At 42.4% G+C, this 17217-nt stretch carries 12 protein-coding genes and 1 pseudogene; 6 read left to right on the forward strand and 7 right to left on the reverse strand.

Features of this window, described 5'->3' with window-relative positions; genetic code table 11:
* Window positions 1–158 precede the first annotated feature (158 nt).
* From ACFSJE_RS04665 to ACFSJE_RS04675, 3 genes are all read right to left on the reverse strand, one after another.
* Complete coding sequence (locus ACFSJE_RS04665; protein WP_379829819.1) at window positions 159–1658, reverse strand: RagB/SusD family nutrient uptake outer membrane protein; 1500 nt, start codon at window positions 1656–1658, stop codon at window positions 159–161.
* Between the two features lie 11 nt (window positions 1659–1669).
* Complete coding sequence (locus tag ACFSJE_RS04670) at window positions 1670–4771, reverse strand: SusC/RagA family TonB-linked outer membrane protein (RefSeq protein WP_379829820.1); 3102 nt, start codon at window positions 4769–4771, stop codon at window positions 1670–1672.
* A 188-nt stretch (window positions 4772–4959) separates the two neighbouring features.
* Complete coding sequence (locus tag ACFSJE_RS04675; protein ID WP_379829821.1) at window positions 4960–5982, reverse strand: GntR family transcriptional regulator; 1023 nt, start codon at window positions 5980–5982, stop codon at window positions 4960–4962.
* Between the two features lie 96 nt (window positions 5983–6078).
* On the opposite strand from ACFSJE_RS04675, the gene ACFSJE_RS04680 reads away from it, so the two are divergent.
* The 6 genes from ACFSJE_RS04680 to ACFSJE_RS04705 all read left to right on the forward strand — a co-directional run bounded on the left by ACFSJE_RS04680 (window position 6079) and on the right by ACFSJE_RS04705 (window position 14740).
* The gene (locus ACFSJE_RS04680; RefSeq protein WP_379829822.1) at window positions 6079–8178 is read left to right on the forward strand and encodes a bifunctional aldolase/short-chain dehydrogenase; all 2100 of its coding nucleotides are present in this window, start codon (window positions 6079–6081) and stop codon (window positions 8176–8178) included.
* A gap of 81 nt (window positions 8179–8259) precedes the next feature.
* Entirely contained in the window at window positions 8260–9540 is a 1281-nt protein-coding gene (locus ACFSJE_RS04685) for a sugar isomerase (protein ID WP_379829823.1), read from the forward strand.
* 12 nt (window positions 9541–9552) lie between these two features.
* A complete protein-coding gene (locus tag ACFSJE_RS04690; RefSeq protein ID WP_379829824.1) occupies window positions 9553–10926 on the forward strand; it encodes an FGGY-family carbohydrate kinase in 1374 nt (457 codons plus the stop codon).
* 3 nt (window positions 10927–10929) lie between these two features.
* The gene (locus ACFSJE_RS04695; RefSeq protein WP_379829825.1) at window positions 10930–12078 is read left to right on the forward strand and encodes an alpha-hydroxy acid oxidase; all 1149 of its coding nucleotides are present in this window, start codon (window positions 10930–10932) and stop codon (window positions 12076–12078) included.
* A gap of 40 nt (window positions 12079–12118) precedes the next feature.
* Entirely contained in the window at window positions 12119–13528 is a 1410-nt protein-coding gene (locus ACFSJE_RS04700; RefSeq protein ID WP_379829826.1) for a purine-cytosine permease family protein, read from the forward strand.
* A gap of 39 nt (window positions 13529–13567) precedes the next feature.
* A complete protein-coding gene (locus ACFSJE_RS04705; RefSeq protein ID WP_379829827.1) occupies window positions 13568–14740 on the forward strand; it encodes an esterase in 1173 nt (390 codons plus the stop codon).
* A gap of 17 nt (window positions 14741–14757) precedes the next feature.
* Here the strand turns inward: ACFSJE_RS04705 and ACFSJE_RS04710 are convergent, their stop codons facing one another.
* The 4 genes and pseudogenes from ACFSJE_RS04710 to ACFSJE_RS04725 form a co-directional block, all read right to left on the reverse strand.
* The gene (locus ACFSJE_RS04710; RefSeq protein WP_379829828.1) at window positions 14758–15135 is read right to left on the reverse strand and encodes a DUF2255 family protein; all 378 of its coding nucleotides are present in this window, start codon (window positions 15133–15135) and stop codon (window positions 14758–14760) included.
* Window positions 15136–15223: 88 nt separating this feature from the next.
* Complete coding sequence (locus ACFSJE_RS04715) at window positions 15224–15625, reverse strand: (R)-mandelonitrile lyase (protein WP_379829829.1); 402 nt, start codon at window positions 15623–15625, stop codon at window positions 15224–15226.
* Window positions 15626–15666: 41 nt separating this feature from the next.
* Window positions 15667–16592, reverse strand: a pseudogene (locus ACFSJE_RS04720) (aldo/keto reductase).
* Entirely contained in the window at window positions 16570–17067 is a 498-nt protein-coding gene (locus tag ACFSJE_RS04725; protein ID WP_379829830.1) for a cupin domain-containing protein, read from the reverse strand. Before ACFSJE_RS04725 ends, ACFSJE_RS04720 begins: the two are co-directional and overlap by 23 nt.
* Window positions 17068–17217 lie beyond the last annotated feature (150 nt).

Here is a 17217-nt window from a genome sequence, read left to right on the forward strand (position 1 = left end):
TTTAAAATCTTTTGAATACCCGATTTCAAAAAAGCGGTGATGGGTATTTTCTATTGATAGAAATCTCCACCTCAGTAAAAGAACTAACCCGGCACTGTGGACGATGCCGGGATAATCCAATTAAAATCAACTCAACTCAAATTCTATATTTAAATAATTTAAAAATTAGGGTTCAATATAGCTTCACTAGCAGGTAATGGGAACAGCGTATAGATAGTTGCAAAGGCTGCCGCTGGCGGTCCAAATCCTGCTGGGAAATAATAATCCTGTGGATTGGCCTTAACTCGCGCTCCGAATGCGGACATGACTTCCTGTGCAGTTCCAGTTCGTACCAAATCCAGCCATCTTTTGTTCTCGAAGGCCAACTCCACTCTTCTTTCATCCATAATGGCCTGTCGCATAGCAGCTTGATCCAACCCTGTAATGGGTGTTAGTCCAACTCTATCCCTTACTAGGTTTAGATATGTCTCCGCTTCTCCAGGATCACCACCTTCATTCAATGCTTCTGCATAGAAAAGCAGGGCTTCAGAAAATCTGTAAACTGGCCAGTTGGTACCTGTGATCAAAGGAGTGGAATGTGGTGTCCAAAACTTATCGATATAGGGATAGTACACTCCATCGACTTCAATACTATCAATGGAAACCTCTTTTCTTGGATCACCATCTTCATAGGCACTGAGCAAATCTGGGGTAGGAATGTTGAATCCTTGGGTATTTGCCGCTTGAGCACCAGCCACACCAGTGATAGAGCCTACTTCCTCTGCTGTCAATGGCATGGGCAACCATGCGTAGGTAAAGGAACTGGCGAAACCTTGGGTCCCTTCCAAAAACTGAACCTCAAAAATGGATTCTATGCTATTTTCATTACCTGCATCAAAAACACTGGCATAATCACCCAATAGGTCATATTCCCCTGAGGTGATCAACGTGGAAAGTACGGATTCAGCGCCTGACCAATTTTCCTGAACGATATACACATTACCCAGAAGCATTTGAGCGGACCCTCTGGTTGCCCTTCCCACTTCTTGAGCGGATTTAACGGGCAATAATGAAATGGCCTCTGTGACATCTGCAATAATCTGTGTATAAATCTCATCAGCAGTAGATAAAGGCAATGCCGCATCATCACGACCTGTTACGGGCACCAAATGCAATGGAACAGAACCGAAATACTGCACTAAATCAAAATAGCACAAGGCTCTTAAAAAATAGGCTTGCCCTTTTATGTTGTCCTTCATTGCATTATCCTCAAACTCAATCTCATCAATTAAAGCGAGAATCTGGTTGGCCCGGGCAATGATCAAATAGTTGTTGTCGTATTTGTTCTCAACAGTCCCATTTCCGTCATTGACATAAAAATCGGCCAAACCTTCACCGTTCTGCACCGCTCTAAAGTTTCCGTTGTACTTGTAATAGGTATTGTCGGAAGTTAGCTCCCCCATCCCCCAAGCACCTTGGTTGTTCACACCAACTGGTATTTGGTGCAAGTTTCTCAAAGGGGCGTATGTGGCATTTATAGCCTGTTCAAAATCGCTCTGTGTTTCAAAGAATATGGCCTGGCTCAGTGAATCTTCCGGTGGGATTTGCAAGAAATCCTCGCTACAGGAAAGAAACAAACCAGCCGTAATTATTGATATGATTCCTATAATTTTTTTCATGACATATTTTTTTAAAATGATAGATTGAAGCCTAGCGTGAATGTTCGTGGTACGGGATATGTTCCCCAATCGAACCCTTGCGCAAGGGTTGATGTTTGCTGGCCTTGCACCGAAGTACTGATCTCTGGGTTCACCCCTTTATATTTGGTAAAGACAAAGGCTTGTTGAACTGAACCATAAATTCTGGCCCTATTCAAAAACGAAGACTCATTGAGTTTAAATGTATACCCCAACGTGATGTTCTTGACCGTTAGATAGCTACCATCTTGAATGAACCTTGAATTAAACCAGTCCCTTTCCATAAAGGTGGCCCCTGTAGATTTACCATATTTGCCCTTACCAGGATTCTCGGGAGACCTCCATCTATACTTGATTTCGCTCAATACATTAAAAACCCCGTCCAAGTTGGTGGTACCTTGATCATTACCCACGGCAATATCGTTACCTACTGATCCGGACATTACAATACTGGCATCCCAATTCTTCCATTTGAAATCATTGGTAAAACCAAAAATATAGTCTGGAAATGGGTTACCGATTACAGTCCTATCGTCATCCTCCGTATTAAATTTGATGACACCATCTCCATTCACATCGACAAACTTCACAGTTCCCACTTCTGACTCAACGGCTTTTGGTGATGCATCAAATTCTTGTTGATTATCGTAAACCCCATCATGAATAAGTCCCCAGAACTGTGCAATGGGCTCTCCTGGACGTGTGATACTAGTGTAAGCCCCTCCAGGTGAATAGATTCGGTCTACCCCTTCGGCCAAAGCGACCACTTTATTTCGGTTAAATGAAATATTAAAGTTGGATGTCCATGTAAAATTATCGTTGGCGATGTTTCTGCTGATCACAGCAAATTCATGTCCCCAAAATTCAAGTTCCCCCACATTATCATTGAAATCAGAGAAACCAGATTCTTGTGGAATTGCAACATTGAACAACAAGTCCGTAGTGTTCTTTTTGTAATAATCATAAATGAATTCCACCTTGTCATTGAACAGACGTAGATCCAATCCAATATCAAACTGTTTGGTGCGCTCCCATCCAAGATTGGCATTACCTAAACTGGTAAGCGCTGCACCTGGTGCAATGGTATTTCCAAATACGGCATTCAATGAGTTGTCTATGAGCGCATATTGCGTGTAGTTACCAATATTGTTGTTACCTATAATACCATAACTGGCGCGAATCTTACCAAAACTCAAGAAGTCGGTATTTTCCATAAAGGCTTCATCAGAGAATACCCATCCAGCCGATACCGATGGGAAGTTACCCCAGCGATTGTTGGATCCAAATCGGGAAGAACCATCACGTCTAAGAGATACTGTGAACAAGTACTTACCCATATAATCATAGTTCAATCTAGAGAAATACGATGTAAGGCTCCAATCGTTGATATTGTTGAACGATCGTGTACGATCAATATTCAAAGCTGATTGGATGGTCCTCACACGATCGTCTGGGAAATTGGATAGATATAACTGGGCGTTCTCACTTTCATATTTCTGATAAGAAATACCTCCCAAAATCTCAATATTATGATCTCCAAAAGAGGTTGAATACGTAGCCGTATTTTCATTTAACCAACTTACATATTTGCTCTCCCTTCGGATTGAGGTAGCTATGGTTGGAGGCAAGGATGCAAAAGCCGTTGATGCAGTTGACGGTTGAAAGTTGAAAAATGAGGTATATCCCATATCTCCACTGATAGAAGTCTTCAACTTTAGACCTTTGATGGGCTCATAGTCCAAATAAGCGTTCCCCAGTACCCGAACATCCTTGGTTTCGTTGGTGATTTCTTCAGCAGCTCTCAACCAGTTTGGCGTTGGAAATGCGCTTATCCCAGGAATCCATGCTGTAAGTGGCAAACTGCCATCTTCATTCCTAAAAGGAAGTATTGGCCAAGTTTGCATGGCATTGGTCACCAATCCACCGGGAATACCAGCGTTGACCAGTGTGGCATAGAATGCTCCATCAGAACTTGGAATGTTATCAATAGAATAGGTAGGCGCCACAGAAATCCCAAGATTGATTTCGTCATTCAACTTGAATGTGGAATTTGCCCGCAGTGAGTACCGCTTAAAGTCGGAGTTTACCATAACTCCATCTTGGAGGAAGACACCGCCTACAATGGCCAATGAAGTTCGCTCTGTTCTGGAGTTCCAGTTTACATTGATGCTTTGGATAGGTGCAGTTCTGAACATGGCATCATACCAATCATATCCCTTTCCATATTGCGCTGGATTTTGGAAAGGTTCTGGGACGGGTTGGCCTAAATCCTCAAAATGCTCTTTTCTAAATTGGGCAAATTCTTGCCCGTTCATTAAATCGGGCCTGCCTTTTTGAGGTACTACTTGAACACCCCCATAGTAGCTGAAAGACAATCCTCCTTGCTCTGATTTACCCGATTTTGTGGTAATCAAAACCACTCCGTTGGCCGCTCTGGAACCGTAAAGAGAGGTAGAAGCTGCATCCTTTAAGACACTGATGCTTTCAATTTCATCTGGGTTGATGGAACTGATATCCCCAACAATGGGAAATCCATCCACAACATATAAAGGTTCGCTCCCTGCCAAAATGGAGGCTTGTCCCCTGACTCTAACCTGCATACCTTCTCCTGGTTTACCTGTGGTTTGATTGATTTGCACCCCTACCAATCTACCTTGAAGCTTTTGGGTTACCTGTGGAACAGGAATATCTGCCAAGGCTTCGGAGTCTATCTGTTGAACAGCTCCCGTTACCTTTCTACTGGTCTGGGTTCCGTAGCCCACAATGACCACCTCATCCAATTGCTGGCTGTCCACAGTCATACCAACATCAATTTGGGTTCTCCCGTTCACTGAAATTCTTTGCCGTGCATACCCAACCGAAGTAAATACCAAAACAGCATTTGACCCAGCGGTAATCGTATAATTACCGTCAAAATCTGCGCTGGTGCCATTGGTTGTACCATCTTCAATAATGGTGACCCCTGGCAATGGGTCGCCACTTTCTGCATCCGTAATGGTTCCATTAATGGTAATTCTCTCTTGGGCCTGTGCAGAGACCAAGCAGAAAAATGGAAGCAGAAGAAACCCTAACAATAAAGTTTTTTTAGTTCTCATAGTTTTCGTTTAGTTAATTAATTTGAATCGACAAACCCATTTTTTGTGCTTGGAAATGGGCCCATCTTGGGTCTTCAACCACTCGTAGAGTAATCGATTGATTACAACGTTAAGATAATGTTAGATGAAAACTATTCCGTTCTGTACTGTTCTGTAATGGATTGATTCTTACCGTACTTCCGCCTTGATTATAAGGAGTTTCTGGGAATCACGTAGAAGGGGTTCTCGGTGGAAAGCACTTGATTATTTAGGATAATCTCCGCTGCTTTTTTACCTAAATTTTCAAAATCTGTAGAGATGACCGTGATGCCATCAAGCAATACTTCTTTAAGGGGAGTCTCATTATATGAAACAATCCCGATATCCTTTCCAAGAACATATTTGGTTTCCTTTATTTTCTTGATCAAGATTACCAAATCGTCTTCTTTGAGATTGATATAAACTGTCCCTTTTTCAATTTCGCTGTCTTCAATGGCTTCAATAATTCCAAATTCATAGGCATATTGTCCACAAAACTTAATGAAGCCCTTTTTTATTTCGGTGGGATGGTAGGTTCGCTTGCGAAGCAACAGTTTGATCTGATGGTATTTTCGAAGACTGGGGTTCAATTCCACCAATGCGGAATAAATATCTTTCTCAAAATCTTGGTAGATGCAAGAAACCTTATTTGAAAGTCCTTCCAATCTTTTGTCCAATACAATCAGTTTTTCTTGTGGGATTTCTTTTTTAATGAAATTTAGGACATCATCCCCACCTTCCTCAAAGTGGCAGATGACCACATAATGGGTATACGTTCTTTTTTTGGATTCCAAGATAAGATCCTTGAAATGGCGATAGTTGTTTTCGTAAATAAAAAAGTCAATGGTGGCACTGTCACCCAAGGTCTTGGCAAAGGAATCATAAATGATCTTTTTATGGGGACTCAACTTGTTGAACAATAAAAATACCTTGGCCTTCAGGGCCAGTTGGTCCTTTCGAACATAATAGCCTTTTCCAGGAACCGACTCTATAATTTTATTCTTTTTAAGATGATCGTATGCACGCACCACTGTATCCCGGGAAATATCAAACTCTATCAAAAGTTCATTGACTGAAGGCAATCGATCATCCAATTTTATTTTCCCGTTCTCAATAGCAGATAATATAGAATCTACTATCTGTTTGTACTTAGGTACCTTAGATTCTTCTTTTATATCGATTAACTCGAGCATTTTAGTAACTTTTAATGCCAAATTACCTAATAGTACAGAACACTTAATAAAATTTGGCTATTTACATTTACCAGCAATAATAAAAAAAATAACCTGATGGGGACAAAGACTTTTAAACACGTAGATTACCTATGGGATGAAAAAAAAGCCCTAGAACTTGGTGATGACCAGGTGGCTCTTTTTTTATATCGTTCCAATATTTTGGGGTCTGATTTAAGGATTACAAATTATGGAGGAGGTAACACGAGCTGCAAGACCATTGAAAAAGACCCCTTGACCAACGAAGAGGTCGAGGTGATGTGGATAAAGGGTTCTGGTGGCGATATTGGTACATTGACCCGTTCAGGAATAGCCGGTTTATACACCGAGCGCCTTAGAGATTTGAAAAAAGTCTACAAAGGATTGCACGATGAGGATAGAATGGTGGGTCTTTTTAACCATTGCATCTATGATTTGGACAGTCGCGCGCCATCCATTGATACCCCTCTGCACGGATTACTCCCCTTTAAACACATAGATCACCTTCATCCTGATGCCCTCATTGCCGTTGCCGCTGCCAAGGATAGCGAAAAGGTGACGAAGGAAATCTGGGGAGATACCATGGGATGGGTACCATGGCAAAGACCCGGTTTTGATCTTGGACTTCAATTGGAAAAGTGCCTCAACGAAAATCCTGGAATTCGTGGTATTGTCTTGGGCAGTCACGGTCTTTTTACGTGGGGTGATACCTCATATGAATGCTACATCAACAGTTTAGAGGTCATTGAAATGGCTTCGAATTATATCGAAAAGAAAATAAAGGAGAAAGGAAGTGTTTTCGGTGGAGAGAAAGTAAAATCCCTCCCAGCCGAAGAGCGTAAGGAAAAAGCGGCCCAAATGATGCCTCTTTTGCGCGGACTTTGTTCTTCCGAAAAACGTATGATAGGCCATTTTACCGATGCGGACGTGGTGATGCAATACATCAACAGTAATGATTTGGAGAAATTGGCTCCCATGGGAACTTCATGTCCAGATCATTTTTTGAGGACCAAAATTCAACCGTTGGTTTTGACACTTGATCCAAAAGAAGATGCCTCAAATGCAGCGGAAGTTCTTAAAAAGTTAGAACCCGCATTTGAACAATATCGCAAAGAATACGCAGCATATTATGAAAACTGCAAGCATGACAATAGCCCTGCGATGCGGGACCCAAACCCTGTCATTATTATTTATCCGGGGGTTGGAATGTTCAGCTTTGCCAAAAACAAGCAGACTACGCGTGTGGCCAGTGAATTCTATATCAATGCCATTAATGTAATGCGGGGAGCAGAGGCCATTTCCGCTTACACTTCCTTGCCCAGACAAGAGGCATTTGACATTGAATATTGGTTATTGGAAGAAGCAAAACTCCAACGCATGCCCAAAGAACAGCCTTTATCCCGAAAAGTGGCCTTAGTCACAGGTGCCGGTGGAGGAATTGGGAAAGCTATTGCAGACAAACTTGCGGAACAAGGTGCCAACGTTGTCCTTACCGATATTGCGGAAGACCGATTGAAAGAAGCCATTAGCACCTATAAAAGAGACATTGCAGCTTATGCCGTTTGTGATGTGACCAATTCTGATTCTATTGAGGAAGCCTATAAAACTACTTGTCTAGAATTTGGTGGTGTCGACATGGTCATCCATAGTGCTGGGCTTGCTATTTCCAAACCGTTGGAGGAAACGACCAGTGCAGATTGGGACCTGCTCCAGAATGTTTTGGTCAAAGGTCAATTTGAGCTCTTCAAGCAAGGTGTAGAAATCATGGAAAAGCAAGATTTGGGGGGTGATATTATAAGCATCGCAAGCAAAAATGGACTGGTTTCCGGGCCCAATAATGTGGGTTACGGAACGGCCAAAGCAGCCCAACAGCATATGGTACGACTGCTTGCTGCTGAGCTTGGCCCAAAAGACATTCGGGTGAATACCGTAAATCCGGATGGGGTTATCGTTGGTAGTAAGATTTGGGAAGGAGAATGGGCCGAAGGCCGGGCTAAAGCCTATGGAATCAGTGTTGAAGACCTCCCCGCGCACTACGCAAAACGAAATTTATTGAACAAAATCATCTATCCAGAGGACATTGCCAATGGGGTATTTGCCTTTGTGGGATTGTTGGACAAAAGTACCGGAAACATCATCAATGTAGATGGGGGAATGGCCAACGCCTTTGTACGATAGTTTACAGTTAGTTATTTTATATTCAAGTAATTCCGCGGGTCAATGTATTGACCCGCGGTTTTCAACAACAAAGCATAGCACATGAAAATCGATATATCAAGAGTACAGGAACACGATAAAAAACTTATGGAATCCCACAACCAGAGTTTTTACTTTTTGGCCAACACTCTTGAAAAACAAGGTTTTGATGTAGAAAATATCATCAAAAAAATAGCCGATTTCCAGGTTGCCATTCCCAGTTGGGCACTAGGCGCAGGAGGAACACGTTTTGGTCGGTTTTCCTACCATGGAGAGCCTGGAAACTTGGAGCAGAAGATAGCGGATGTTGGGATGCTTCACGCCCTAACCCAATCCGCTGGGGCCATATCCTTGCACATTCCATGGGATGTGCCTGAAGATCCCGAAAAAATCAAGGCACTGACCAAATCCCATGGGTTAACCTTCGATGCCATGAACTCCAATACATTCCAAGATCAGCCCAACCAAGAACATAGTTACAAATTTGGGTCGCTTTGCAGTGTGAACACCAAGGCTCGAGAGCAAGCCATTCAGCATAATATTGATGTCATCCGAATCGGAGAGAAATTAGGTTCAAAAAGTCTTACTGTTTGGTTGGCGGATGGAGCTAACTTTCCGGGGCAGAACAACTTTCAAACTGTTTTGAAGAACACCCAGGATAGTTTAAAGCAAATCTATGCCCAACTTCCAGAGGATTGGAAACTCTTCATTGAGTACAAACCTTACGAACCCTATTTTTATAGCACGGTGATCCAAGATTGGGGCACCTCCTTTATGTTGGCCAATGAATGTGGCCCAAAAGCCTATACCTTGGTCGATTTGGGACATCATTTACCCAATACGAACATTGAACAGATTGTGGCCACCCTCATGATGAAAGGAAAATTGGGCGGTTTTCATTTTAATGACAGTAAGTATGGCGATGATGATCTTACCGTAGGAAGCATAAAACCCTATTCCTTATTCTTGATTTTCAACGAATTGGTGTATGGAATGGAAAATAACCCCCAAAATCCATACCCTGCTTGGATGATTGATGCCAGTCACAATACAAAAGACCCACTTGAAGATTTGATGCAATCCCTTGAGGCGATTCTGATGGCCTATACCAAAGCTTTGCTTGTAGACCAGAAGGCTCTTAAGTCCGCCCAACAGGAAAATGATGTGGTGGAATGCCAAGAAATCCTGCATCAAGCCTATAACACAGACGTAAGACTGCTATTGGAACGAGCACGGATACTCAACGGTGGGGCTCTATCCCCTATCAAGGCCTTCCGAAATCTTGAAATTCGGAAACAATTGGTATTGGAACGCGGAAAACATTCAGTGGCTTCGGGCCTATAAAATGCATGTACTATGGCAAAAGACGTAATCGCTATTTTTGATATTGGAAAGACCAATAAAAAATTCTTCCTCTTTGATATGGATTTCAAGGAGGTTCATCGCGATTACACCTATCTAGAACCCATTGAGGATGAAGATGGTCACCCCACGGAAAACCTCATCGAACTTCAACATTGGATCAAGGACACCTTTCAAAGTGCACTAAAATCAAAAAAGTATAACATTAAAGCGTTGAACTTTTCATCGTATGGGGCCAGCTTCGTGCACGTAGATGACCATGGGAATGCCATTCCTCCACTGTACAATTACACCAAGCCCATCGACGAGGGAATCATCACAAAATTCTACGGCAACTACGGCCCTGAACTGAAGTTCAGTAGAGAAACTGGGACCACCAAAGAAGGGTTGCTCAACTCAGGAATGCAATTGTATTGGTTGAAACAAGCAAAACCAGAGGTATTTGCAAAAATCAGATACGCTCTGCATCTACCGCAATACCTAAGTTACCTATTTACTGGCACCCCTCTGAGCGAATATACCAGTATCGGATGTCATACCGCTATGTGGGATTTTGAAAAACAGGATTACCACGAATGGGTCTACTTGGAAGGGATTCACGAAAAATTACCGCCCATTGTAGACACAGGAACCAGCATCAATATGAATCTTTTGGGGCATCCCGTAAAAGTGGGCATAGGCATCCATGACAGTTCTTCTGCACTTTTACCTTATATCCGTAGTATCGACAAGAAATTTTTGTTGTTGTCCACAGGGACCTGGAGCATTGCTTTGAATCCGTTTTCCACAGAATTATTGTCAGATGAGGACACCAACTCCAACTGCATCAATTACATGCGGGTCAATGGTGGTCCGGTGAAAGCAGCACGGTTGTTTCTGGGCAATGAATACAATGAAAAAATAAAGGAGCTCGCACAGCTTTTCAACGTACCTGAAGACTATCACAAAAAAGTGAGTTTTGATCCCGCACTGCTACAACGCATCACGGATAATTTCACCCCAAAGTTTACATGGGTAAGTCTGAACGTCGAATCAAAGGCAATCACTGGTGAACCACATTTCAGCTCTTATGAGGAAGCCTATCACCAATTGATGTTGGAGTTGGTTGATCTTCAGATTGAGAGTATCCGAAGAGCTATCGGGAAAGACACGATTACCCGACTTTATGTTGATGGAGGATTTGCCAACAATCAAATTTTTATTGAACTGTTGTCCAGAGGATTGAAGGGAATCAAAATTCGAACTACGGATGCTTCTCTAGGCTCAGCTTTGGGTGCCGCGTTGGTTATTTCCAATACAAAGTTGGATGACAAGTTCCTCAAAAAAAATTACGCCCTAAAAAAGCACAGACCTTTAATCACTAGTTAATCCATGGCCTTAACATTTGACACACGTTATCCATCTGTAGATGACCTCAGGGAAAAAGCTAAAAAAAGAATCCCTCGGTTTGCTTTTGAATATTTGGATGGTGGCTGCAATGAAGACGTCAATATTCGAAGGAACACTTCAGAAATCCGGGAAATCACCCTCAAACCGACCTACATAAAAGATTTTGGTGGAGCTTCCATAAAGACCAATCTGTTTGGGTACGAATATGATGCGCCTTTTGGGGTGGCTCCTGTGGGATTGCAAGGCCTGATGTGGCCCAACTCACCCGAGATTTTGGCCAAAGCAGCACACCAACACAACCTTCCCTTTATTCTAAGTACGGTGACTACCATGGATATTGAGCGGGCAAGTGAACTTACCGAAGGTAACGCTTGGTTTCAACTCTATAATCCTGCAGAGGATGCGGTGCGAAACGATATTTTGGATAGGGCTGCAGCCGCTGGTTGCCCGGTTTTGGTTTTGTTGTGCGATGTTCCAACGTTTGGGTACCGACCTCGCGATTTTAAAAATGGATTGGCCCTGCCGCCAAAAATGACCATGGCGAATATCCTTCAAATTTTAGGCAAACCCAATTGGGCAATCCAAACCTTGAAATATGGCATTCCAACCTTTGAAACCTTAAAACCATACACTCCAGAAGGCCTTAATCTAAAACAATTGGGCAAGTTTATGGACAAAACTTTTTCAGGTCGATTGAACGAGGAACGCATCAAGCCCATTCGAGATAAATGGAAAGGCAAATTGGTGCTCAAAGGTGTAGCTTCCGAAGAAGATACGGAACAAGCCATTCGCTTAGGATTTGATGGCATTATTGTTTCCAACCACGGAGGACGGCAATTGGATGCTGGCGAGTCCACCATTGCTCCCTTAACACGAATCGCTGCCAAATACAAGGACCAAATCACCATTATGATGGACAGCGGTATGCGTTCTGGACCAGACATGGCCCGCGCATTGGCATGCGGTGCAGAGTTCACCTTCATGGGACGTTCTTTTATGTACGGAGTGGGTGCCATGGGCAATAAAGGAGGTGACCATACGATGACTATTTTAAAAGTTCAACTACAACAGATTATGGATCAATTGTGCTGTGAGAGTATCCAAGACCTCCACCAACATTTAATTATATAAAAATAATGCACATTCGAATTAACTAAACAAACCAAATTTCATGAGCCAATTCAACATAGACGAAGAAATAGAGGAAATCGCAGGGGGCGAATTTGAACGCGAACCTGTACCTCAATCCAAATTAAAAAGCTGGAAAAGCTTTTTGGGCATGTATGCCGGGGAACATGCGGCAGGAACGGAATTTGTGATTGGCCCACTTTTTTTGACCACCGGAGTAAGTGCTTTTGATTTGATTATTGGTCTGCTCTTGGGCAATCTTTTGGCCGTATTGAGCTGGCGTTTTTTGACCGCAGAAATTGCGGTGAAATATCGATTGACGCTGTACTATCAATTGGAGAAAATCGTGGGGAAAAAACTCGTGATTGGGTACAACCTTGCCAATGGAATTTTGTTCTGTTTCTTGGCCGGGGCAATGATTACGGTTTCCGCGACTGCGGTAGGTATCCCCTTCAACATGGAAATGCCCAAACTGACCGATACTATGCCAAATGGCATCACTTGGATCATAATTGTTTTGGCCATTGGTGCCGTGATTTCAATTATCGCCGCAAAAGGCTATGAAACCGTTTCCAAAGCCGCCAATTGGATGGCCCCAGTGATTGTATTGGCATTTTTAGCAAGCGGTATTGTTGCGCTTCGCGATTTGAACGTACATAACTTTTCCGATTTTTGGAATATTTGGGGTGAAGGTAGCGAGCCTTTTCCAGGACAAATTAAATACACATTCTGGCATGTGACTATTTGGTCTTGGTTTGCCAATGCCGCCATGCACGTGGGGATGTCCGATCTATCCGTTTTCAGATTCGCCAAAAAAGCAAGCTCTGGATGGACCACAGCGGCCGGAATGTATGTGGGGCACTATATGGCATGGATAGCCGCCGCCCTACTCTATGCCGTGTATTTAAAATCGCCAGAAGCTCAAACCGCTTTATCAGCGGGCACCGCACCCACTGTAGCACCCGGGCCATTGGCTTATAATGCTTTGGGCATTTTTGGTGCCATCGCCGTTGTTTTGGCAGGATGGACCACAGCGAACCCAACCATTTATCGGGCAGGATTGGCCTTTCAGGCCATTGTTCCCAAAACCTCAACATTTTGGGTGACCATTATAGCCGGAAGTGTGGCCACCCTGGCCGGCTTGTTTCCTGCATTTGCCATGAAGTTATTGGATTTTGTAGCACTTTACGGCTTCATTTTGGCACCCATGGGAGCCATTATTGTGTTTGAACATTTCTTCGGAAAAAAGGTAAACCTAGTGGAAAACTATGCTGAAACAATCAACATTAAGTTCAACAGAGCGGTATTTTGGGCATGGATCATAAGTTTTGGTCTCTGCTATTTTGTTTCCATAACATTCGATGTTTTCTTATCTTTTATGACGCTTCCAGCTTGGTTGCTATGTGGAATTTTATTCCTCATGATGTCCAAAAAGAATATCTCGGTAGAATAACGGAACTGCGTCCCAAAAACTCTTTAAAAAGATATTACTATGAAAAAGCTCAGTGTTTTAATTTTAGCATTCATCACCTTTTCCTTGCAGGCACAGCAAGACCTTTTTAATGAACCGGCCCTAGTTTCCCCTGAAATCAATCCAGATAAAACAGTTACATTCAAAATTAAGGCACCTTTGGCCCAATCGGTAAGCGTGTCCGGAAGTCTGGATGGTGAAAATGCTTTTGCTCCCATTACCTATTCCATGGAAAAAGGAGAGAAGGGTATTTGGTCTTTTACCACACCGGTTTTGCCCTCTGAATTGTATCGATATAATTTTATAGTGGACAGTGTCCGCACAGTTGATCCCGCCAACTCTTATGTTATTAGGGATGTGAGCAATCTTTCCAATATATTTTTGGTGGAGGGAGGTAAAGCAGACCTGTACAAAGTTCAAGATGTGCCGCATGGCACTGTTGCCTATAGATGGTATGATTCCCCCGGGAATTCTAAAAAGCGAAGACTGTCCGTTTACACTCCTTCCGGTTATGAAAACAACACCGAAGATTACCCCGTATTATACCTTTTACATGGCATTGGCGGTGATGAAGAGGCATGGTTAGGCTCTGGAAGAGCGGCCCAAATAATGGACAACTTAATTGCACAAGGAAAAGCAGAACCCATGATCGTGGTAATGACCAATGGTAATGTTTACCAAGATGCTTCACCAGGAAATGGCAGTAGTGGATTTCCTAAAATAACCTTTATGCTCCCCAACACCATGGATGGCAAGTTTGAAGAAACGTTTGGTGATGTCATCAAATTTATTGAGGATAACTACAGAACTTCGGGAACCAAAGCGGATAGGGCCATCGCTGGTTTGTCTATGGGAGGTTTCCATACCGCCAATATTTCGTTGAACTATCCCAACACATTTGATTATGTGGGGTTGTTCTCTTCAGCATTGGGTGTTCCCATGAACAATGTAACCTCAAAGATGTATGAAAACAAGGAAGCAAAGCTAAAGCAACAAATGAAAAATGGGTATCAATTATACTGGATGGGAATGGGTGAAGACGACATGGCAATGATTTACAAAGGGAATGAGAACTTTAGAAAAGAAATGGATGCCATCGGTATGAAATATGAATACGTTGAAACCAGTGGTGGCCACACTTGGAACAACTGGCGCGACTATTTAACAACATTTGTACAGCGATTGTTCAAATAATAGCATCCTTATCGATTTTAAATCACATTAACGGTTGCCGCTCTGGCCCTATCGCTTATCATCGAACCCAAATATGGGCTGGAGCTATATTTATCCCGATAGGCTTGGTCAATTTTATCATTCAAAGCACCTTTTAAGGGCTCAAGATGTACTTTTCGTTCCATTCCGGCAGCCTCTATTTTCCCATGCTTTTGCTTAAGGGCTGATTTGTACCACCTGGAATTAATACCATTATACGCACGTGCATATAGTTTTCCATCCACTGCCACAGACCAAATCCAGGTCAATGTTCCATAAGTTTCTCCATCTTCCCGAAGAACTGAAATGTGAAAATCATCAGCCTCTGCAATTTGTTCAATCTCTTCAGTTGTTAGGTTTTTTGATATTGTGCTCATCATCGTCCTCTTTTAAAAACTTTGGGTAATCGAGTTACCCCGTTACCCAAAGTCAAATTTTCTTTTTCAATAAATTTTTAAGTTAGTTCTAGCTTTTGGAATATTGTTCGTCGGACACTTTTTCCATCCAAGTCACCACCTCACCATTCACTTCTTCTTGAATAGCAATATGGCTCATGGCTTTATTGGCCGAAGCCCCATGCCAGTGTTTTTCATTGGGTTCGAAATACACGATGTCCCCAGGGCGTATTTCTTCAATGGGGCCGCCCTCCTTTTGAATCCATCCCAATCCTGATTGCACAATTAACGTTTGCCCTGCAGGGTGCGTGTGCCAAGCCGTTCTTGCTCCTGGTGCAAAAGTGACCAAGGCAGCTGCCCCTTTGGTGACATTTTCAATATTTTGATACAATGGGTCTACGATCACATCTCCCGTGAACCATGCATCGGGTCCTTTCATGGATGGGATTTCCCCATTTTTATAAATTTTCATGACTCTAATTTTATTTATTTAAAATTTCTTACAACAAAAACCTAAGCGAATACGGGAAACTTGCTAGCTTCTCCGTAATCCTTGATCTTTTCCATATTCTGAAGTGTTTCCATATCGGCTTCGGAAATTTCAAAATCTAATTGGGCGTTTCCTTTCATGTGGTCGGGATTGGCCGTTTTAGGCAAAGGAAGTAGTCCTAATTGCAAATCGAAACGGATTCCCAATTGCGGAATGGATACGCCATATTTCTTGGCCATCTCAGCCACCTCATCATTTTTGAACAATTCTCCGTGACCGATTGGGGAATAGGCTTCTAACAAAACACCATTGTCTTCACAGAACTTAATCGTCTTTTCTGGCACGTTGGAAATGTGTGCCAACACTTGGTTCACTGCTGGTTTCACTGTACCATTTTCAAGGATGTTCTTTACATCTTCCACTTCAAAATTAGATAAACCAATGGCCTTATTTTTCCAGCTTCATAGGCTTCTTCCAAAGCTTTCCAAGCCTCAAGATTGCCCTCAAAAAAACGTTCCTCTCCCTGAAAATCCTGCCATGGTTTTGGGCTGTGGATGATCATCAAATCGATATAATCCAATCCCATTACCTCCAATGATTTATCAATAGCAGCAACTGCTTCATCATAGGATTTAACCTCTGCAGCAAGTTTTGTGGTTACGAAGAGTTCTTTTCGGTCCACACCACTTTCTTTGATACCTTTTCCCACTCCTTCCTCATTTTGGTATGCTTGGGCGGTATCAATATGGCGGTATCCCAATTTTACAGCATCCTTTACTGCTTGCACAGCATCCTCATTACTTATAAACCAAGTACCCAATCCCAATTTTGGAATTTGTACTCCGTTATTTAATGTATATGTTTCTTGTAGTATCATAGTATGTTTTTTAATAGTATTTATTCGATTTAAACATTTGTGGCAAAAACTAATTACCCATGTATTGTTCATCAGTGACTGGTTCCATCCAGTTTACCACACCCTTCTCTGTATTGGGAAGGATATAGAGCTGTTGCATGCCCTTCTCAGGACTTGCGCCATGCCAGTGCTTTGCATCGGGTGGGCATTTGGTCACACTTCCTTTTTTGAGTACCTCAATGGGCTGTCCTTCTATCTGATGAAATCCTTCACCATCGGTAATGATCAAAATTTGACCTGCGGGATGTGTATGCCAATTACTGCGGGCACCCGGTTCAAAATAAACATTGCCAACGAGCATGGTATAGGTAGAGTCCATAGGTACCAATCCATAGTTATAGGCATTTCCAGTAAAAAGTGTATCTGAACCTTTTTGACCTTGAGGGAAAATTGCCTCTACTTTTTGAATATCTACAATCTCTTCTGTTTCCTCTTGTTTTTCATTTTGCTTGCAGCTAAGAAGCAAAACAAAAACCATTGTGATTAGCGCTAAACTTGTGTTCTTCATTTTTGCTTTTCTGTTTTTTGGTTTTTTAAAATTCATGTCGGGAATCAGGTCTCAATTCAAATTTGAGACCTCTTATTTTGATGCGATGTGTAATTTTCAGAAAAACATGTAAAATTCCATTAACACCACTTTAATAATCAATACATCAGC

Source organism: Flagellimonas iocasae (genome assembly GCF_042682725.1).
GTDB lineage: Bacteria > Bacteroidota > Bacteroidia > Flavobacteriales > Flavobacteriaceae > Flagellimonas > Flagellimonas iocasae.

Bases quoted from the DNA above. Each gene is read 5' to 3' on its own strand.
- ACFSJE_RS04665 (WP_379829819.1), bottom strand. From the start codon at position 1,658: ATGAAAAAAATTATAGGAATCATATCAATAATTACGGCTGGTTTGTTT.
- ACFSJE_RS04670 (WP_379829820.1), bottom strand. From the start codon at position 4,771: ATGAGAACTAAAAAAACTTTATTGTTAGGGTTTCTTCTGCTTCCATTT.
- ACFSJE_RS04675 (WP_379829821.1), bottom strand. From the start codon at position 5,982: ATGCTCGAGTTAATCGATATAAAAGAAGAATCTAAGGTACCTAAGTAC.
- ACFSJE_RS04680 (WP_379829822.1), top strand. From the start codon at position 6,079: ATGGGGACAAAGACTTTTAAACACGTAGATTACCTATGGGATGAAAAA.
- ACFSJE_RS04685 (WP_379829823.1), top strand. From the start codon at position 8,260: ATGAAAATCGATATATCAAGAGTACAGGAACACGATAAAAAACTTATG.
- ACFSJE_RS04690 (WP_379829824.1), top strand. From the start codon at position 9,553: ATGGCAAAAGACGTAATCGCTATTTTTGATATTGGAAAGACCAATAAA.
- ACFSJE_RS04695 (WP_379829825.1), top strand. From the start codon at position 10,930: ATGGCCTTAACATTTGACACACGTTATCCATCTGTAGATGACCTCAGG.
- ACFSJE_RS04700 (WP_379829826.1), top strand. From the start codon at position 12,119: ATGAGCCAATTCAACATAGACGAAGAAATAGAGGAAATCGCAGGGGGC.
- ACFSJE_RS04705 (WP_379829827.1), top strand. From the start codon at position 13,568: ATGAAAAAGCTCAGTGTTTTAATTTTAGCATTCATCACCTTTTCCTTG.
- ACFSJE_RS04710 (WP_379829828.1), bottom strand. From the start codon at position 15,135: ATGAGCACAATATCAAAAAACCTAACAACTGAAGAGATTGAACAAATT.
- ACFSJE_RS04715 (WP_379829829.1), bottom strand. From the start codon at position 15,625: ATGAAAATTTATAAAAATGGGGAAATCCCATCCATGAAAGGACCCGAT.
- ACFSJE_RS04725 (WP_379829830.1), bottom strand. From the start codon at position 17,067: ATGAAGAACACAAGTTTAGCGCTAATCACAATGGTTTTTGTTTTGCTT.